This window comes from Pseudoxanthomonas sp. LjRoot143, from assembly GCF_964252945.1.
Classification (GTDB): Bacteria; Pseudomonadota; Gammaproteobacteria; order Xanthomonadales; family Xanthomonadaceae; genus Pseudoxanthomonas_A.
On record NZ_CAXUPM020000001.1, the window covers coordinates 3,192,825 to 3,210,977 of the forward strand.

Below are 18,153 nucleotides of genomic sequence, written 5' to 3' on the forward strand. Positions count from 1 at the left end.
TGTGGTGGCTACTGCGCCATCAGCGCGGTCTTCACGTGCGGCGGCAACTGGATGAAGGCCGCCAGCTGCTCGGCGTTCTCGTTGAACAGGTCGCAGGTCTTCTCGACGGGGATCTGCGCACCCAGCGCCACGTCCTTCATGTCCTGCTCCACCTGGCCCATGATCACCTCGCGCACCCTGGCTTCCTGCTGGTCCAGGTCGACCCCTTCTGCGGCGGCCACGGCCCGGCTCCGCTCGCGTTCGAGGCGATGGGTCGCCAGGAAGGCGGTGACGAACGGGGTCAGGTCCACACCGCGCTGCCGGCAATAATCGGCGCGGGCACGCACGTTCATGTAATCGAAGCCCCAGAACATGCTGGCCGCCGAGAACGCCCGTTCCCGCGCGCCCATGTCGTCGAACTGCTTGGCCGACTCGGCGGCGACGTACGCCTTCAGCGCATCCGTCTTCGCCATGTCGGGATTGGACGCTTCGGCCTTGGCACGCATGCTGTCCACCGACGCCTGCAGCTGTTCCGTGCTCACCTCGCCTTTCGGCATCAGGCCATCGTACGGCGCTTCGGCCGGTGCTTTGCTTCGCAGCATGGTGATGCCCGCGACGATCGCCAGCACGACCAGCATGCCGAGCAGGATCTTGACGACGTTTCCCATCGGATTCCCCTTCGTGGTGATGCGTCGCGCGCAGGCCGGAACATCCCCATGCTCCCGGCCGGTCCGACGCGGCGACGTCGTGCCGTGCACTGTATACAGGCGGCCGGCACCGGGGCCAGCCCCCGGCGCGCGTGCGCATGGGCCGCAACGATCAGACCGGTGCCGGCTCCACCCGCAACGCGACGCGCGTGGTCCAGCCCGCGTGCGAGAACCGGTGCTGCACGCCGGTCAGTCCGCGAACCACACCACGCTGTTGCCGGCCGGCAGTTCGTGCGCACGCATCGCCTCGCCGCCGGGCCGCGGCGTCCAGCGCGCGCGACCAACGTCGTCGATGCGCGCGTAGGTACCGAGCGCGCGGAACCCGTCGATGGCGAACGGCAGACCTTCGCTGCCCAGCGCGCTGGGGCCGTCGGCCAGGTTGAAGTGCAGCTGCGGATCGGACGCGCTGCCGGTGAACCCCACCTCGGCGATCGTCTGCCCCTTGCGTACGCGCTGTCCGACGGCGACCTGCGCACTGCCCGGACGCAGGTGGCCGTAGAAGGCGAAGCGGCCGCCACCGAGATCGAGCACGAGCGTGTTGCCGCCGCCGGTCTCGAGCCCGTGGTCCGACGCCTCGTCCAGCCGGCGCCGTTCCGGCAGGTCGTCGCGCACGTCCACCACCGTGCCGTCGGCGACCGCCAGCACGTCTTCGCCATGGCTGTAGGCGTCGGCGACCTGTCCATCCGCGCGGTCCGTCTTGCGCCCCTGCGTATCCAGCTTCACCCAGTCGACCGCGACACGTCCCGGCGTGCGCGCCTTGCCATCGATGGCATAGCCGACGCGGCGATGACCGCGTTCCCATGACGGATCATGGATCGCGATCCACGGTCCGCCGCGCAGGGGCGGACCCAGCACGACCGCCGGTTCGCGTGCGATGGGAACGGCTGCGCCTTCCACCTGCACCACCGCGCCATCGGCGGCGCGGAACGCCACGCGGTGCCGCAGCGTGCGCGGCGGTTGCGCGCTCGCCGGCAGCGCCAGTTCGAAGAACACAATGCCGCGACGCCCGGGCTCGATCGGCGCGCCGGCTTTCGCCTGCCATTGCAGTCCGGAGCGATCCAGTTGCCGTTCGAGGGCCTCGCCCGCTAACGAGGCCAACGGCACGCCGGAGACGGTATCCAGCACGTCGACGCGCACCGGATCCAGTGCGTGCCGCGAGAAGTTGGCCAGGTGCAGTTCGTAGAACAGGCGCGCGCGCCCGTCGATGGCCACCGGCGTCGGCGGCATCGGCACGCTGAGGTCGAACGATTCCTGCAGGGCTGGCCCCGCGTTGACGGACAGCAGCGGCAGGCAACCAGCGCAGGCGCTCAGGATCCAGCGGCGGAGACGTGGCTTCACGGGAACTCCTGGTCGGCACGGGATCCCGTCATCGTAGGCGTGGCATCGCGCGACGCCGGATCGATCCGGCGTGCGTTTGCCACGGCACGGCGCATCGACGCGTGCCGCTGGCGTATGCGGCCCGTGCTCACCGCGGCATGGATGTGCGCGATGGCGGGCGCGCGCCCACCCTGCGCGTAGTTGCGTGGCACGCCGTCCCGCGCCACGAAGGCCGCTGGACGTTTACGCGGTAGACGTCACTTGTCGCCGCGCAGGACGTCCAGCCCACTGCGCGGATGCGTCGCCGGGCCGGTCAGCGAACAGATGCCCGTCGCCAGTGCGTCGTCCTTGCCCCAGGCATACACCACGTACTCCTGCCCGGTGCGGAAGGCGTAACCGCAATCGCCGCCACCGATGCCGGTGTCCACGGTGAGCTTGCGCACGGGCGTGCCCTTGAAGGTTTCGCGCACGACGAAGCGCACACGCCGGTGGGGCTCGCCACGCGGGTCTTCCTCGATGGCCTGCACGCGCCCCAGGAACACGCGCGTGTGCTGGTCCTTCTCCTCGACCGGCGTGCCGGGACGCGCGCAGGAGCACGCTTCGGCGCGCAACGGCAGCCACGCGGCAGCGAGCAGCAGGCAGAGGATCAGGTGTTTCATGCGGCGTGCTCCAGGATTGACGTCATGCTGTCGCGGCAGAGGCAGGACCACGCGGCCTGCGCCTCCCGGCGGCGATGGTAGCAGCCGCATTCCACGCGATCGCGCGCGTCCGCGCCTCAGGGACCCCGCGCATGGTCACCGCGCACGGTGGCGATCGTCTCCACCAGCGGCGACACGATCAACGGCATCGCCAGCAGGCTGATGCCCAGCGTCAGGAAATACATGCCGAACGGATTGGTGACGAGGAAGGCCGCCTTGCCCGGATCCCAGCCATGCAGGTAACGCCAGAACAGGCCCATCCCCACCCCCCAGCCGACCAGCCCGGCGACCGGGGCGAACTGCAGGTGTTCCGCTCGCACCACGGTGCCGCCGTGCGGGTGCAGGTCGTCGTCGATATCCCCGAAGGCGGTGACGCCAACACTGATGCCGCCGGCCGCCATCGTCATCAGGCACATCATGTAGGTGGGCACCTCGATGGTCAGGCCCGAGTGGTGCTGCGTGAACAGCACCCAGCCGGTGACGGACACGATCGCGAGCACCTGGGCGCAGGCGAGCCACCGCCATCGCCGGCGGACGTGGGCGATCCGGCGCGCGTCGTCATCGCCCGCACCGACCCCCAGGTCGGCGGCGATGCGCTCGCGCGAGCGGAACTGCAGGTCCTTCGGTTCGGGACCGGACGCATCAGGCTGCATGGCATCCCCTTGCCGTGTGCTGGCGATGATACGCGCGGGAAGCGGTGATGGACGGCCACGATGCGCAATGCAACGCCATCGCAGGGGATGCGGAAGATCGGCAGGTTTGACGGAAAGCCGCCGGACCTGATCGACGTGGAGGACGTTGCGAGGGCGGGACGCGGTCGTCAGCCCGCTGCCGGGGCCATGGGCGGCGACGGTTCGTTCGCGAAAGCCTGCGCCGCGCGTGCGCGCAGGATCTCCATGAACGCCGGGTTGCCGGTGTAGAAGTCGAGGATCTTCTTCGCACGCGCGGTGGAGAAGATGCCCGGCACCGGGGCCATGTAGGACTCCCACGATGCTTCGTCCAGGCTGCCGCATTGCAACTGGTGCCAGGCGAACTCGCGGATCCGGATCGCCTTGATGACGATCCAGGTGAACCTGCGCTCATCAAGCGCGGACAGCGCGACGTCGTCACCGATCAGGTGCGGATCGATGCCATGGGTGATGTAGTCGGAGATCAGGCCGAGATCGGCGGCCAGCAGCCCCTGGCGCGAGCTGGCCAACGCCGCCTGTGTGTTCTGCCGGATCTGCCGACCGACGTACCAGAGGGATACCACGACGACCAGTGCACCGACGAGTTCGATCAGCGTGGAGACGACGGTCCAGTTCACGGTCATGGCGCACCTGGTGGGAAGTGGCGGGAGAACGGCATCGCGGCGGATGTCGCGCCGCTCCGTGCAGCCAACGCGCAAACCGGCCGGGACCAGACAGCATCGGGCATGCCTCCGCGACAACGGGATCGCGCTGTCGCCGGGTGGGCACGGCGCCGCCGTCCCGGACGTGGGTTACGCACGCGGCTGCGTTCGCGTCTCCTTGCGGCGCATCACGCCTGACGTGTCGTGAACCTGTGCCGCACCGACGGCAGGAACAGCATGGCCGCGGCCAGGATGCGGGTGATGTCCGCCGCGCAATGCAACAGGTCCGCCGGCAGGATGGGCAGGTGCCGGAGCTGCAGCAGCGAGATCACCGGCAGGATCGTGAAGAAGACGAGCCACGCGCGCGCCCACCCCTTGCCCCGCACCAGCGCGATGCCGACCAGCAGGTTCACCAGCGCCACGCCCATCCAGGTCAATGCCGCGTAGCGGGTGATGCCGATCTCCAGCACCAGCGACTGTGCGAAGCGCATCAGCAGCGATCCCCCGTAGAGCGCCACGGCCACGTAGAGCAGCACGGGAACGCCACGCGCGTCGGATGTCGCAAGTCCGGCCGTCGGCGGCTGGTAAGGGTTGTCGGTCGCGGTCATGACGGGTGCTCTTCCGGCGACTTCATCGCAAGTGCTTCGGTAAGCAGGGCTTCGTAGAGTTGCAGCCGGATGCGCATCAGTGTCGCCAGGGTAACGATCAGCCATAGCAGGATCAGGAAGGCTGCCGCCAGCAGCTCCCACGTCGGCATGTCCAGAATGTCGCCGGCATTCCGCACGAAGAGATAGGTCGCCGCGATGGCCGGCAAGATCCCCAGTCGATCAAGGCCCCCGGCCAGCAGGCCGATCTTCGCCGTCAGTTGGCGATGCGTCACCCTCACCATCCGCCGGCATTCGTGCAACGCGTCCGCGGGTTGTCGGCATAACCACGCAAGGAGCGCTTCGAACTGGGGACGGTCATGGTCCAGTTGCTCCACTTGTCCCTGCCGCCAGCGCCACATCGTCACGCCCAACACCCAGACCTGCCTGACGAAGATCGGTAACCATCCCATCACCATGATCGCGAAGCCGATCTGCACCATGGTCAGCATCCACGGCGCAGCGGTCAGCATGCGCACGAGGACCTGCGGCACCAACGCAAGCAGGAAGCCGGCGCTGCCGACGAGATTCGCGATGCGATAGAGCTGCGGCGTGTCGAGTATCCCGGACGGGCCTTGCGGCACCGCACGCAGGCGACGATCCAGTTCCGCAAAGCTCAACGTGTCGTTCGATGCCATGGTCGACTCCTTGTCGGTCCGGAGGAGGAATTTTTCCGCCTGTCGGTATGTGTAATGCCCAGCTGTACGGCGGGCCGGGAGCCCTATGGAACACCCTTGGCTGTCATGATCGCCTGCACCCACGCCTTCGACTGCTCGCGCGTCCACGCCAGATCGTCGCTGCCGCCGTGGACCCACAGCACGAACACCGTATCGTCCACCCGGACGAAGCTCATCGTGGCCGTGCTGACCTCAGTGCTGGTTCCGCCCTGTTCGAGCGCCACGGTATGGCGCGCCACCAGCGACATGGCCAGCGAATCGGCGGTCTCGTCGTGGACGGGAAGCGGCCTCACGCCATCGATCGTCATCCGGACGTCGCTGCCCCGCTTCTCCGACAGCGAGTCGCTGACGCGCTCCATGTGCTCGTCGATCTGCGGCCCCAGGCTCGCCAACTGTCGCTCGGCCTCCGTGCGCGCCATCGTCTTGAGCGCATCGAAGTCCGCCGCCGAATACGGACTGTCGATCATCGGTACCGGAATCTGGATCTCGAACCTGCGCGCCATCGGCGGCGTCCTGCCCTCGCGGGCGATCGCAAGATCGTCTTCCGCCAGATACAGCGCCAGCAGCCGGTTGCTCGGTGGCAGCACGGTTTCCACCAGCGCGAGGACGCCCGCCATGTCGGCGCCGACGCGGCCATACCCCTGCGGTACGGGAACCTCGATCGTCTTGCGGCCGACCTGGACGGGCGCCGCCCAGGCGATGCCGTACACGCACGCGAGCAAGGCGGCCGCCACTACCGTCGTCAACCTGCGCATGATGCCCCCGGGTCCGATCGCTCGACCGGAACCCCTGCCGGCGAGAGGGCCGTAGTCTAGCCTGCCATTGCCGTCGCCGCCGGATGCCGCCGATGCCCATGCGCAGGCGTGAGCCTGTCTGCGGCGGCGGGCTTGAGCCCGCCCTACGTCGCGGGCGTATCGTGCAGCGCTACGTTTAGGCGGTCCACCACCATCGCCCAGTCGGCATCATCGAGGCGTTCTTCGCGCAGCAGCTGCGCCTGCGCAGGCGTCCAGAACGGCGCCTCTTCCAGGCGCACGTCATCCGGCAGCGGCGAATGGGTGGCGATGAACTGCTGGATGCTGGCGTTGTCGTTCGACAGGCCGAGCTGGGCGAAGAGTTCGGAGAAGGGGTGGATAGGCAATTCCATGATCTGGCCTCCAGAATGAAACTTCACCGTAGCGATGTGCGTGTTAAGCCGATGGCTAGTGCGCATCCGTTGTGCGCCTGCGCGGTCGCTGGGCGGACGACATGGCGACGCATGCACTCGGCGCCACTTCCGCGCGCCTCACGAAGTCCTCGACGACGTCGGATTCATGGCGCAACTGTGCAAGGTAGTTCATGCCCACGCTGACCTTCCGTATATCGATCGAAAGGCCGGTCGCCCGGTGAACGGTATAGATGCTGGGGTAACCGGCACCTTTCAGCCCAAGCGGGACAAGTACGTAGCGATCCTCCTCCACCAGGAGGGTCTGCCGGGGAAAATCGCGCGTCGGGAAGGACGCCATCTCGTCGGCATCCTTGGTATGGATACTGACGACGCCAAAGGGACCGCGGCCGGTGCCGATCTCGCCGGGTGAGGCCGATGCGCCTGTCAGGTAGTCGAGATCGGAGTACCGGAAGATGAATCCGTCATCTCCTTGCGAGGGCAGCAGCGCACGCGGCAGGCGGAAGCAGCGATGGCCGGCGCCGTCCATCGTCGGTGCCCTCACGAGGACGCTCCCTCCACGCGGCAACCGGTGCGGTCTGTGCTCGTAGCGCGTGTATTCGCATGCTGGCAAGGTCAGCACAAAGGCCAGCGCGCACCACCGCATGGTTCGTCGCCCACACAGGTTCCTACCTGTTCCCACCTTGCCGCGCGCCATGGTGTCTCCCTATCGTGGCTTCCCATCGCGTCCCCCGCCCCATCCTACGCGGTCATCGGGCCTACTGCGGCACTTCCACCACCAGCGTGATGTTCGGATGCGCGGCGATGATCTCCAGCACGATGTCGAAGTAGGTCTTCCCGGTGCCCGCGTCCAGCGCATCGAGTTCGCGCTGGAAGTGCGCAGCGTTGAAGTGTTCGGGCTGGGCGAGTTTCGCGAGCAGGTACTGCCGTGTGGTTTCCACCCCGAGCGCGTCGCGGCTGGCGGCGAAGTGCGTCCAGACCAGTGTCACCGGCGCATCGCCCTCGAGCGCGCCGTAGCCGCCGTAGAGCAGGTCGTCGAGGGCATCCAGGCTGGGGCCGAGCGTCCAGTCGACGTCCTGCATGAAGACGCGGTTGATCTCGTCGTAGAACGACGGGATGTCGTGGATGCGGGTGCCGTCGAGGGTGAGGGTCCGGGTCATGGACGCAGCGTAGCCCGGATAGGGCCGAAAGCCTCGGCCGGGAACGGAAGGACGACGTGCGCGCTGCGCTTGCCCGGGTGGCGCGCGATGATCTAAGGACCCGCCGCAGGACGCACGTCCAGCGACTGCGTCAGCGCCTGCCACAGTCGCCCGGTCTCTTCCGGCGCCAGGCGGCCGTCGCCGTCCTCGTCCACGTCGGTCAGTCCGTGCGGATAGCGCGCGTCGGCGTTCTCCAGGTAGAAGACGATCGCCTCGTGTCGGCCTTCCCTGTCGGCTACGCGAGCCAGGCGCACCACGTGCCAGTAGCGCGGCGGTGACAGGTCGTTCGCCTGCAGCGCGGCGCGCGTGCGCGCGGCCTCCAACGCGGGTTCGCGGGCGGCGGCGGTGGCGTCGTCGTAGGCGTAGCTGCCGAAGCGGTAGACGTGCGGGCCCAGCGTGCGCGGCGGCTTGGGCGGGAATACGAAGCGGAAGTCGCTGCCGGGCTGCACCGTCTCGAACTGCAGCACCAGCATGCGCGTCACCGCGCCGTCGGCGGTCTCGACGAACAGGCGGCGCTCGGCTTCGGTCTGATCGCGGATCGGGAAACGCAGCGCGGGCAGCGGCGTGAGGCGGGCATCGACCTGGAAGACCGCGTCGGGCACCGCGGGCGACGTCACCGTGTGGGCATCCCCGGCGTGCAGCGGCAGGGATAGCGCCAGCAGACAGGCGGAAACGAACCTCCGGTGTTTCATCGTCGTGCACCTCCAGCGTCGCGATGGACTCTGCGCGCGCGGTCGTCCGGCGGAGCGTGCTGGAAGTCATCGTCGACCCGGGCGCCCGGCCAGACGCGTGTGGACGGCGTGCGATGGCGGGCCCGGATCCGCCCTGCGGCAGAGGTTGCGCGGCGCCGGAAGTGATAGCGTGGCAGCCGCCCTGCTGCAGGCTGCCCTCCGGGAGGCCACGATGAAACCGTTCCTGCTGGTGCTGTTGCTGCTCTCCCTGCTGACCGGCGTGGTGCTGGTGCGATCGGACACCGTCTGGCTGCAGGCACCCGCGGTGCGCGCACAGGCCGCCGCCCCCGTGGCGCGCGGGAACGCGCCAGGCGTCGCGGTGACGCAGCCCCCTGCCCCTCGCGGCACGCCGCCGATGGCGACGACCATCGCGTCGCAAACCGATCCGTTCGCCCCGGTCTACATCGTCACCTCGCGCGAGACCTGGCAAGGCATCCGCGGCGTGGCGACGAAGGTGGCCGAGCCGCACGACAGCACCGGTGCGCCGTTGTTGATTGCCGAAACCCGCGCCGACCGCCTGGGCGAGATCAGCCACTACGTGCACACCCACGAGCGGCGCTGCGGCGGCTACTTCGCGTTCCCCAGCCGCGCGCAGGCCGAGGCATTCGTGCGCGAGGGCCGCGCGAAGCAGGCGATGACGAAGTCGATGCTTGCCGGCTACGCGCTCGACAACCAGGCCACGGTGAACCGCTGGCTGCCGCAGGTGCAGGAACGGCGCCTCTACGACACCATCAACCACCTCTCCAGCTACCGCAACCGCTACTTCGCCAGCACGCACGGCAAGACCTCGGCCGAATGGATCCGCACGCACTGGCAGTCGCTGGCCGCGGGCCGCGACGACGTCACCACCGAGCTGTTCACTGCCTGCACCAACTGCAGCACGCAGCCGTCGGTCATCCTGACCATCCGTGGCTCGGACCTGCCGGACGACGTGGTGGTGCTGGGGGCGCATCTGGACTCGATCAACGCCAGCACCTACACCGATCCCAACCACCATGCGCCCGGCGCCGACGACGATGCCTCGGGCATCGCCACGCTCACCGAGACGCTGCGCATCGCCTTGGCCGACGGCTGGCAGCCGCGGCGCACGGTGAAGTTCATGGGCTATGCGGCGGAAGAAGTCGGCCTGCGTGGTTCCCACGCCATCGCGCAGTCGTTCCGCGCCAGCGGCGTCAACGTGGTCAGCGTGCTGCAGGTGGACATGACCAACTACAAGGCCGGCGCGACCAGCGACATGAAGCTGATCAGCGACTACTCCAACACCGACCTGAAGAACTTCTTCGTCACCCTGTTCGACACGTACCTGGCACCGATGGGCCTGACGCGCAGCAACAGCGCGTGCGGGTACGCCTGCTCGGACCACGCGTCGTGGACCAACGCCGGCTACCCCGCGGCGATGATGTTCGAAGGCGGCAGCCCGAACGGCAGCTTCCCTTACATCCACACGCAGTACGACACGCTGGCGACGATGGGCGAGTCGGCGCAGCACAGCGTCAAGTTCACCCAGTTCGCGCTGGCCTACCTGGGCGAGACGGCCAAGACGCGCGTGAGGGTCACGGGCGGGCCGGCGCAGGTGTTGGTGAGGGAGTGAATCGTAGGGTGGGCCTTGGCCCACCGTTCGGGATGGCGGCTGGCGTGCGATGGCGGGCTTGAGCCCGCCCTACGGCAATGAGTTCTGGAGACCGGGATGAGACACGCGTTCGCGAACATCGCTTTCACCCCTGCCGTCCGCGACGTGCAGGCCCGCGACGGCAGCCGTGCGCAGTACGCCCGCGCGTTCGAGTCGGGAGACGAGGTCCGCAATGCCGACCTCGGGCCGGACGAAGCCGCCTTCATCCACGCGCAGCGCAGTTTCTACATGGCGACGGTGTCGGAAACCGGCTGGCCGTACGTGCAGCATCGCGGCGGAACGCCGGGCTTCCTGCGCGTCGTCGATGCGAAGACGCTGTCGTTCGCGGAACTGCCGGGCAACCGGCAGTTCATCAGCGTGGGCAACCTGGCCAAGGATGATCGCGTGGCGATGATCCTGATCGACTACGCGCACCGGCAGCGCCTGAAGCTGCTGGGACGGCTCACGGTCGAGGAGTCGCCGGGAACGCCGCGCACCGAGCGCACGATGACGATCCACGTGGAAGCCTTCGACTGGAACTGCCCGAAGTACATCCCGATGCGCTTCGAAGCCGAAGACGTGCAACGCGCCATCGACGAGCGCGATCACCGCATCAGGGAACTGGAAGCGCAGGTGACGCGGTTGCTTCGGCAGGAGAAGTAACCGCGCAGTCCGCAAGGCGGGGCTTGGCCCGCCTTGGGACGTAGACGGATGGCGGGCCGGAGCCCGCCTTACGTGACGCAGCCTTGGCTCAGGTGCCCAGCAGTTCCACGTCGAACTTCAGGGTCGCGTTGGGCGGGATGACGCCGCCGGCGCCGCGGGCGCCGTAGCCGAGATTGGCGGGGATGATGAGGGTGCGCTGGCCGCCGACCTTCATGCCCTGCACGCCTTCGTCCCATCCCTTGATGACCATGCCGCCGCCGAGGGGAAAGATGAAGGGTTCGTCGCGGTCCTTGCTGGAATCGAACTTGGCGCCCTGTTCGCCGTTCTCATACAGCCAGCCGGTGTAGTGCACGGTGACGTTGCTGCCGGGCTTGGCCTCGATGCCGCTGCCGACGACGGTGTCTTCGAACTGCAGGCCGGAGGCGGTGGTGGTGAATGCCATGGAGTGTTCCTTATCAAGAGCGGAAGGTTGTGGCGCGTAGTCTATCGCGCGTGTATCCCGGGTGCGCCGTGCCCACCCGGCGACGTGGCGCCCGTTGCGCTTCAGAAGCAGGGTGTCGATTGCACGCGGCGCGATCGGACGGTCAGTCAACTGCCAACGGCGTTTGACCTCGTGGCGGGCAATAGTGGTATATCCCCCTGTATGCAAGACGCTGAGAGAGACAAGATGCTCCGGCCAAGGACATGGGTCGCCGTACTCGGCGCGTCAGCCTACGTCACCCTGCATCTGATCTTGCTGGCGCCGGGATCGGAACACGCCAAGCTGCTTTCCTTTGCCTTCCTGATCCTGGCGCCGCTGCTGGCGGGCGTGGCGAGCGTTGCGCTGGCCCAGCGGTCAGGAGCCATGCGGGGGCAATGGAACGCGCTGGGCGCGGCCATGATGCTTTGGGCGGCGGGCATGGCCAGCACCTCGCTCGATGAGCTGGTGCATGACCTGTTCAACATGCCGACCACGCCCAGCGTCCTGCTCTTCGTTCTCTATGCGGTGCCATTGGTCTTCGCCCTGGCCAGCGAGAACCATGAGGACCGCTTCGTGCGCTGGACCGATGCGGGGCTTGCGCTCGCCTTGGGCGGGCTCTTCGCGATCCATACGCTGGCCTTCTCCACCGTGCAGGGAACCGATGCCGCCGGCGTGTCGCACCTGCGCCTGATGTTCGATGTGGAGAACCTCTTCCTTGCGCTGTTTGCCCTGGGTCGCTGGGTGACGTCGGAGGATGCGGGGCAGCGTCGATTCTTTGCCGTGCTGGGACGCTACGCGGTGGTTTACCTGCTCGTGGCTGCCTACGTGAACCACGTGGACACCTCCGCCTATGGCCAGTGGATGGACGCGGTGATTCCCGTGCCCTTTCTGCTCCTGCTGATCGATGTGACGCGGAGCGCGCCGGACCCGGCCAGCGGGCGCTTGCTGGTCCCCCAGCGCTGGACGCAGGTGGCCCGCATTGCGAGCCCCTTGATCTTGCCGCTGGCGTTGCTCGCGGTCGCAACCGTGCTCATGCCCCACCGCCCTGTGCTGGCATGCGCGGGCTTCGTGGTGGCCACCGTCGGTTACGGCGTGCGCACCATCCGCGTGCAGGTGCGATCGAATGCGGAGCAGGAACACCTGGCGCTGCTGTCCGGCCTCGATGGGCTGACCGGCCTCGCCAACCGGCGCCGCTTCGATGACAGCCTTGCGCGCGAGTGGACGCGGGCAAGGCGCAGTGGCGATTGGCTGTCCCTGCTCTTGCTGGACATCGACCATTTCAAGAAGCTCAACGACCACTGGGGACACCAGGCAGGCGACCAGGGCATCCGACTGGTCGCGGGCGCGCTGGCGTCCCGTCTCCACCAGGGCGGTGGCTTGCTGGCGCGCTATGGCGGCGAGGAGTTCGCCGTGATCCTTCCGGGCTGTTCGCCGCACGTGGCGCGCGCGGTCGGCGAGGACATGCGGCGGGCGGTCGAGCAGATGGGGCCCGTGGCCGTCGATGTGCCGGCAACGCTGACCATCAGCGTGGGCGTGGCCAGCATCCGGGCGATGCCGGAAGGCAGTGCGCTGGAGCTGGTCAAGCTGGCCGACCGGGCGCTGTACGACGCCAAGGATGCCGGTCGCAACACCGTGGTCGTCAGCAACGGCGTTGAAGCAACTGAGGGTGGGCGCTGACAGGGCGCGGACCTCACGCGCGACGGTCTTCCTCATCCCGCCCGGTACACACCGGATCGATACGGTGAAGGGTGGATCTTGGCCCACCGCTCACTGCGTACCCACTTCCCCATCGGCGGCGGCATCTACGGCATTCAGCCCATGATCCAGCGCGACGCGCACGTGGGAGGACAACGCAGGCGCCTGTTCGCAATGCGCCATGATCCGGTCCAGCAGGTGGGCCAATGCATCGGGGCGCGGACTTGCGTGAGCGCCCCATACGCGATGCTGGATCTCGTTGAGCCATTTGAGGGCATTGAGTTGTTCCGCCGCCTCCAGCCCTTCGTCGCTCCAGATGCTGCGGCCGACGATCGTCAGTTCCAACCAAAGGCGTGTGCAGAACTCCCTGGCCCGTGTTCCGTCGAGTGCTACGACGCGTGCTCTCATGTCGATGGTTCTCTCTCGTTGATGTGCAGGGATGCCGGCGACAGCGGTGAGCCGATGTCGTCAGACGGCGATGGGGTTGGCGAGGCGGATGACGCCCGTAGCCCAGGCAGGGCCAACGGCCGCACCCGGGGACCGCGTCAGTTCCCTGCGGATCGGGAACGGCGTGCGTCAGGGCCGCCTACGCGGACGGTCTGCGACAGCAGGCGTGCCCCGCCCTACTGCGATGCGTCGTGCGGGTCGCCGGTGCGCTCGTAGTTCGCGATGTAGTCGGCCGTCGGGTAGGCGGTGCCGGTGTCCATCAGCCGGCCCGTCGCGCGTTCGACGAGGTAGGGCGCGTTGCCGGCGAGGGCGTAACGGAAATCGCCGGTCTCGTGGTAGCGCCGTGACGTGTAGAAGAACACCCAGCCCCACGGCTTCTCGAGGGTGGCGTCATCGAGGATGATCCGCGTGTCTTCGGTCATCCCGTCGTGGGTCGCCGACAGTTCCTGTTCCACACGGGCCCTGGCTTCTTCCCTGGTGATCACGCGCTTGCCTTGTCCGTGCGGTGGAAGCGCATGGTAGCCGCGGAGGACGCGGTGGCGCGACCCTGGGTGGCTTGGCTGGCGCGCTCACCCCGCCGCATGGCGCTAGTTGCCCAGCGCCTTGAACAGCAGCAGCCAGAAGAACCAGCCGATCATCATGAAGAACAGGGCTTCGCCGGCGGCTTTCTTCCGGTCGGCCATCAGGTAGCCGGCGGCCAGGAAGATGACGATGCCGGGCAGCAGGACGCACAGCACCTTGAGCACGAGCGGCAGGGGGTCGGCGGGCTTGGCGCCGGAGATGGGCGGGGGTGAGCGTCCCGGCGGGGTGTCGAAGCGCGCATCCTGGATGCCGCGCCCGATGAGTTCCTGCCGCGCCAGGTCGATCGCTTCCTCACCGTACTCGTCCGTGGTTGCCAGCGCGATGCGCATCAGGCGGTCGGTTTCGTACTCGCGGTACTGCTGCCTGGCGGCGTCGGCATCGAAGTAGGTGGACATGTTCGCTCCATGATCGTTGTCCTGCGGTGGGATCGACTTGCTGGGCCTCTATGGCACGGTGGTGGGGTTCGCACGCTTACCCCACCCGCTGGTCCTTGGCTGCGAACCAGCGACGGCTGGCCGGCAGCAACAACATTACCCCGACGGCGATGCGCAGTATGCCGGCCAGACAGGCGTGCCACTGCTCCATCGACACGCCGCGCCAGAGCATACGGATCAGGAAGAACACGGCGAGTAGCGTGGTGAGTACCAGCCATACCCTGGCCCACTGCCACCGCCGCCACAGCGCGAACGTCATGACTAACGTGTAGATGCCGAGCGCTGCCATCGATGGCACGAACAGCTCGAACCTGGACATGGGTGTGCCGAACAGCGGGACCACTTCCAGCAGGTAGACGACCGGATACGTCGCCAGCGCCGCCTTCATCGCCGGTGGCATGCGCACCGGGCGGGTGTCCGCCTCCACCAGCGTCGCCTTTGGCGCGTCATACGGATTGGATGCTTCACTCATGACGCCGCGACTCCGGAGTGGACTTCATTGCCAGCATCGGTCAGGCGGGAGCAAATCGTAGGGTGGGCCTTGGCCCACCGTTCGATGGATGGGATAGCGTGCGATGGCGGGCTTGAGCCCGCCCTACGGGATCTGATCTGCCGAGTTTGCGCGTCAAAGCGAACCGGGTGCGCTTCGCTCACCCGGGCCGCGCCAGCATCTTCTCTTGGTCACTTCTTGCGAACATCGGGCGTGTTCACGAGCGCACGAAGATCTCGACGCGACGATTCAACTGCCGCCCGCCCGGATTGTCCCGGCCCTCAATTTCGTTGGGTGCCACGGGCTCGCGCTCGCCATATCCTCGCGCATCGGCCTGCTGCGCCGCGCCGTGCTGCCGCAGCGCGGCCACCACCGCATTCGCACGCCGTTGGGACAGTGCTTGATTATAAGCATCATCGCCCTTGGCATCCGTGTGACCACGGACTTCCATGCCGGTTGCCGATACCTTTGCCAGCGCCGCGGCCAGCGTGACGATCACCGCTTCTGCGTCAGGGCGAATATCGGCCTTGTCGAAATCAAAGAGCACACGATCATTTAGGGTGATCAGGTAACCGCACGGCGCGCCCGGTGGCGAAAACTTCTTCAGCGGCGGGAATCGCCCGGCAGGCGACACTCGCGGCATCGGCGGCATTCTCACTTGGCGCGCCGGAGGGCCTATCGTGCCAGTGCCGTCGCCATGATTGGTGATGAGCCCTGCCTCGCCGTTCCAGACGCCCGAACCATCCGCGTTGACGCGGATCAAACCCATGGGTCCATTCCACGTGCCGCTGCCGTCACCATTGTTCGTGATCAGGCCGCTGTCGCCATTCCAGGTTCCCCCGCCCTTGCCATCGAGGCTGATCAACCCGGCGGCACCATTGTAGGTACCCGATCCGTCGGCCTCGACACGGATGATCGCATCATCGCCACCACCCGAAGCCGTACCGTTGATGGTGCCGCTGCCATCGGGGTTGACGCGCACCAATCCTCCTTCAAAGTTGGCCGTACCACTGCCGTCAGAATCTATGGTGAAGATACCTTCGTCGCCGTTGCGGGTAAGCCTTCCGCTCTGGTCGATATGCGTGATTCCGCCATCGGTGATCAGGCCGCCGTGGTTATCGCAGCGTGCCGGGGAAACGCTCACGCCTTTCATTGGGTTAAGGATCGAATGGATAGATGATTCCAGGGCCCGTTGGGCCGGCGTCACCCCAACTATCTCGGGTACCACGATGGCTGGGATCACTGGGAACTCAGGGATATCGCTCTCGAATTCTTGGTCCTTGCGCTCGGCGGCCTCCCTTTCCACCGCTTGTTCCTGTGTGTCGGCCCTCGCTGCGGCCGACCTTTCGTGATCACTTGGTCTGGAACAAGCCGCGAGCGTCGTCAGAAGACATGGAATGATCAATAGCTGGCACGCACCCTTGCTTGACATCATCGAATTTTCCGATCCAGGCTGTAGTCTCGAGGTCATTCTATTCAGTGTTCCTAAGGCCCGCGTGAAGCCGTGAACGGATGGAACGAATACCCGGTTCGACCTATCTCTGTATTGTCCTCCGGCCACCTAGTAGGGTGAGCCTGATGATCCCTTGAGTATTAAGACGGGGCCGTTCCTCAATTGGCACACCCGGGCCGGGTTCTACCGCGTTTCCACGGAAGGTTGGGTTAAGAGTCTAAAAACCTGATTCTTGGTATGGAGCGTTCGCCGGATAAGCTGATTGTTTAAGCGCTCGATGTAGCGGAGCACGTTGATTCTGACCTCGGCCAGCGCTAGATAGCGACGACGATGGACGCGTTCGCGCTTGAGCGTCCCGAAGAAACCTTCAGCGGCAGCGTCGTCTCCGCCGTGAGCGGCCTCGCCCATTTTGCCGACGATGCGATAACCCTTCAGGAACCGCTAGTAGAAGCCGAAAATTACGGATCAACCTTCTTGGCATCGGCCTCATCGCGCAGATACCGATCGATCGCCAACCGGCCAATCTTTTCCCCCATTTCCCTTCCGACTTGAGTTGAGGTTCGGAAATGCACGCCGTCATAGATACGAGCCGCTGATACCTCTGCGACAAAATCTTCCAGTCGCGCCCAGCTGCGCTTAACGCCAGGCGCGGTATCACTAGTGGTAGAGAAAGCGCTTATGCCATTTGCCTCAGCACCCAGCACCGTTCCCACTGCACTGGCGACGATGCAGTGCGCGCAGGGATACTCTGGGTGTATTGGCGTATCGATAAGTGGCAGCCAAGAGCTATCCCTCTCAGTCGCTTCGGCACCATCCAGATCGCCATTGCGGATCGCCGTAATGGGCCTCCAGAACCCATAGTAATATTTCGCATCGAATACGGCGATGATCGCGTCATCCATCGCTTGATTAACCGCCATCAAGAGGCGCGCGTTCTGGGTCATTTCTCGTGAAGGCTGATCGGTAATGGAATAGACAATCCCGTAGAAGATCACCGGTAGCGTCGTTTCCCAGAATCGACCAAGTTCGGTCTGGGCGGGTGTTCGTGCCACGCTCTCACGAGCACCGAGATCCTTGATCTCATTGAAATCCCGTACCCATACCTCACTATCTAGTGACGGCGGTGGCGCGGGACGAAACTGCGTGGCATCCGACATCAACCATGGCTTGCGCTGTGGCCACTGCGGCACGATCGGCAAGGTGGTCGCTACATATGTGCCAGGCTGAGTAACGGGTCGATACGACGGCACTGTGTTGGCACCATCTCCCGCGCGTTCCTTTAGTAATTTCCTGGCACTGAATTCTCCGATCGCAATGCCCCGACGAGTCAGCGCGTCGTCCGGCAAGGCGCCAATGGAGGCTCGATAGAGCCTTTCGATATGACTGGATTGAGAAGGAAGCAGTTCGCCGAGTACGACGCGATTGGTCGCGGCGATAGCGGCTTCGATCGAGGCGGGCTCCTCGTTTACCGGTGAGCTCGATGGATAGCGTTGGGTGATCTGGTTGACGGCTTCATAGACAGATGTCTGCAGGATGGCCATCGTACGGTTTGCCATGGGCGTATTGACTTTGGCCTCAACCACAATTTTCATCGCGGCTCGATTCCAGTCCGTCACCACATCGGCTTTTGCTTCTCCATAAAAGGAGAGCGCAATCATGATTGAAAAGAACGCCGCCACGTTGCTCATCTCACCACCTGCACATGAACTAACCAATCGAACGATACGGGACCAAATAAGCGGCCAGACACGCGAGCGCCATGGCATCACTGGTCTCGCTAGCCTCTACACTGGAGGTGCATTTAGGTCAGCTTGAGCCCGCAATGTGCAGATGGGCTGAAAGATGCTTGGTCAAACCGCGATTCGGCTACAACCTC

General features: G+C 66.1%; 24 protein-coding genes. 3 read left to right on the forward strand and 21 right to left on the reverse strand.

Features of this window, described 5'->3' with window-relative positions:
- Positions 1 to 8 precede the first annotated feature (8 nt).
- The 13 genes from ACSQ1W_RS15565 to ACSQ1W_RS15625 all read right to left on the reverse strand — a co-directional run bounded on the left by ACSQ1W_RS15565 (position 9) and on the right by ACSQ1W_RS15625 (position 8,405).
- Positions 9 to 647 (reverse strand): hypothetical protein, encoded by a 639-nt coding sequence (locus tag ACSQ1W_RS15565; RefSeq protein WP_436044550.1) that lies wholly within the window; start codon positions 645 to 647, stop codon positions 9 to 11.
- Positions 648 to 875: 228 nt separating this feature from the next.
- Positions 876 to 2,024 (reverse strand): M23 family metallopeptidase, encoded by a 1,149-nt coding sequence (locus ACSQ1W_RS15570; RefSeq protein ID WP_436044551.1) that lies wholly within the window; start codon positions 2,022 to 2,024, stop codon positions 876 to 878.
- The gene (locus ACSQ1W_RS15575; RefSeq protein ID WP_436044552.1) at positions 2,021 to 2,215 is read right to left on the reverse strand and encodes a hypothetical protein; all 195 of its coding nucleotides are present in this window, start codon (positions 2,213 to 2,215) and stop codon (positions 2,021 to 2,023) included. Before ACSQ1W_RS15575 ends, ACSQ1W_RS15570 begins: the two co-directional genes overlap by 4 nt.
- 45 nt (positions 2,216 to 2,260) lie before the next feature.
- Entirely contained in the window at positions 2,261 to 2,662 is a 402-nt protein-coding gene (locus ACSQ1W_RS15580; protein ID WP_436044553.1) for a hypothetical protein, read from the reverse strand.
- A 116-nt stretch (positions 2,663 to 2,778) separates the two neighbouring features.
- A complete protein-coding gene (locus ACSQ1W_RS15585; RefSeq protein ID WP_436044554.1) occupies positions 2,779 to 3,354 on the reverse strand; it encodes a hypothetical protein in 576 nt (191 codons plus the stop codon).
- A gap of 167 nt (positions 3,355 to 3,521) precedes the next feature.
- Entirely contained in the window at positions 3,522 to 4,013 is a 492-nt protein-coding gene (locus tag ACSQ1W_RS15590; protein WP_436044555.1) for a hypothetical protein, read from the reverse strand.
- 206 nt (positions 4,014 to 4,219) lie between these two features.
- A complete protein-coding gene (locus tag ACSQ1W_RS15595) occupies positions 4,220 to 4,639 on the reverse strand; it encodes a hypothetical protein (RefSeq protein WP_436044556.1) in 420 nt (139 codons plus the stop codon).
- On the reverse strand, positions 4,636 to 5,313 hold the full coding sequence (locus ACSQ1W_RS15600) for a hypothetical protein (RefSeq protein ID WP_436044557.1): 678 nt from the start codon (positions 5,311 to 5,313) through the stop codon (positions 4,636 to 4,638). Before ACSQ1W_RS15600 ends, ACSQ1W_RS15595 begins: the two co-directional genes overlap by 4 nt.
- A gap of 83 nt (positions 5,314 to 5,396) precedes the next feature.
- Positions 5,397 to 6,107: a hypothetical protein gene (locus tag ACSQ1W_RS15605; protein ID WP_436044558.1), complete on the reverse strand. Its 711-nt coding sequence runs from the start codon at positions 6,105 to 6,107 to the stop codon at positions 5,397 to 5,399.
- 143 nt (positions 6,108 to 6,250) lie between these two features.
- Complete coding sequence (locus ACSQ1W_RS15610) at positions 6,251 to 6,496, reverse strand: DUF2789 domain-containing protein (protein WP_436044559.1); 246 nt, start codon at positions 6,494 to 6,496, stop codon at positions 6,251 to 6,253.
- Between the two features lie 55 nt (positions 6,497 to 6,551).
- Positions 6,552 to 7,058, reverse strand: coding sequence for a hypothetical protein (locus tag ACSQ1W_RS15615; RefSeq protein WP_436044560.1), 507 nt, complete (start codon positions 7,056 to 7,058; stop codon positions 6,552 to 6,554).
- Between the two features lie 214 nt (positions 7,059 to 7,272).
- Positions 7,273 to 7,674 carry a barstar family protein gene (locus tag ACSQ1W_RS15620; RefSeq protein WP_436044561.1) on the reverse strand — a complete coding sequence of 134 codons (402 nt, stop codon included), beginning with the start codon at positions 7,672 to 7,674 and terminating at the stop codon, positions 7,273 to 7,275.
- A gap of 92 nt (positions 7,675 to 7,766) precedes the next feature.
- A complete protein-coding gene (locus ACSQ1W_RS15625) occupies positions 7,767 to 8,405 on the reverse strand; it encodes a hypothetical protein (RefSeq protein ID WP_436044562.1) in 639 nt (212 codons plus the stop codon).
- 169 nt (positions 8,406 to 8,574) lie between these two features.
- Between ACSQ1W_RS15625 and ACSQ1W_RS15630 the strand changes: the two genes are divergently transcribed.
- A complete protein-coding gene (locus tag ACSQ1W_RS15630; protein ID WP_436044563.1) occupies positions 8,575 to 10,035 on the forward strand; it encodes a M20/M25/M40 family metallo-hydrolase in 1,461 nt (486 codons plus the stop codon).
- 96 nt (positions 10,036 to 10,131) lie between these two features.
- Positions 10,132 to 10,716 carry a pyridoxamine 5'-phosphate oxidase family protein gene (locus ACSQ1W_RS15635; RefSeq protein ID WP_436044564.1) on the forward strand — a complete coding sequence of 195 codons (585 nt, stop codon included), beginning with the start codon at positions 10,132 to 10,134 and terminating at the stop codon, positions 10,714 to 10,716.
- An 88-nt stretch (positions 10,717 to 10,804) separates the two neighbouring features.
- Here the strand turns inward: ACSQ1W_RS15635 and ACSQ1W_RS15640 are convergent, their stop codons facing one another.
- Positions 10,805 to 11,158 (reverse strand): FKBP-type peptidyl-prolyl cis-trans isomerase, encoded by a 354-nt coding sequence (locus ACSQ1W_RS15640; protein WP_436044565.1) that lies wholly within the window; start codon positions 11,156 to 11,158, stop codon positions 10,805 to 10,807.
- A gap of 84 nt (positions 11,159 to 11,242) precedes the next feature.
- Here ACSQ1W_RS15640 and ACSQ1W_RS15645 point away from each other — a divergent pair, with 84 nt between their 5' ends.
- The gene (locus ACSQ1W_RS15645; RefSeq protein WP_436044566.1) at positions 11,243 to 12,853 is read left to right on the forward strand and encodes a diguanylate cyclase domain-containing protein; all 1,611 of its coding nucleotides are present in this window, start codon (positions 11,243 to 11,245) and stop codon (positions 12,851 to 12,853) included.
- Between the two features lie 90 nt (positions 12,854 to 12,943).
- Here the strand turns inward: ACSQ1W_RS15645 and ACSQ1W_RS15650 are convergent, their stop codons facing one another.
- The 7 genes from ACSQ1W_RS15650 to ACSQ1W_RS15680 form a co-directional block, all read right to left on the reverse strand.
- Entirely contained in the window at positions 12,944 to 13,216 is a 273-nt protein-coding gene (locus ACSQ1W_RS15650) for a hypothetical protein (RefSeq protein WP_436044567.1), read from the reverse strand.
- 278 nt (positions 13,217 to 13,494) lie between these two features.
- Positions 13,495 to 13,803, reverse strand: coding sequence for a YrhB domain-containing protein (locus tag ACSQ1W_RS15655; RefSeq protein WP_436044568.1), 309 nt, complete (start codon positions 13,801 to 13,803; stop codon positions 13,495 to 13,497).
- Between the two features lie 102 nt (positions 13,804 to 13,905).
- Positions 13,906 to 14,295 (reverse strand): hypothetical protein, encoded by a 390-nt coding sequence (locus ACSQ1W_RS15660; protein ID WP_436044569.1) that lies wholly within the window; start codon positions 14,293 to 14,295, stop codon positions 13,906 to 13,908.
- A 76-nt stretch (positions 14,296 to 14,371) separates the two neighbouring features.
- On the reverse strand, positions 14,372 to 14,806 hold the full coding sequence (locus tag ACSQ1W_RS15665) for a hypothetical protein (protein ID WP_436044570.1): 435 nt from the start codon (positions 14,804 to 14,806) through the stop codon (positions 14,372 to 14,374).
- A gap of 235 nt (positions 14,807 to 15,041) precedes the next feature.
- The gene (locus ACSQ1W_RS15670; RefSeq protein ID WP_436046213.1) at positions 15,042 to 16,256 is read right to left on the reverse strand and encodes an OmpA family protein; all 1,215 of its coding nucleotides are present in this window, start codon (positions 16,254 to 16,256) and stop codon (positions 15,042 to 15,044) included.
- Positions 16,257 to 16,460: 204 nt separating this feature from the next.
- Complete coding sequence (locus tag ACSQ1W_RS15675) at positions 16,461 to 16,685, reverse strand: IS3 family transposase (RefSeq protein ID WP_436044571.1); 225 nt, start codon at positions 16,683 to 16,685, stop codon at positions 16,461 to 16,463.
- Between the two features lie 50 nt (positions 16,686 to 16,735).
- Positions 16,736 to 17,965: a vanadium-dependent haloperoxidase gene (locus ACSQ1W_RS15680; RefSeq protein WP_436044572.1), complete on the reverse strand. Its 1,230-nt coding sequence runs from the start codon at positions 17,963 to 17,965 to the stop codon at positions 16,736 to 16,738.
- Positions 17,966 to 18,153: the final 188 nt, after the last annotated feature.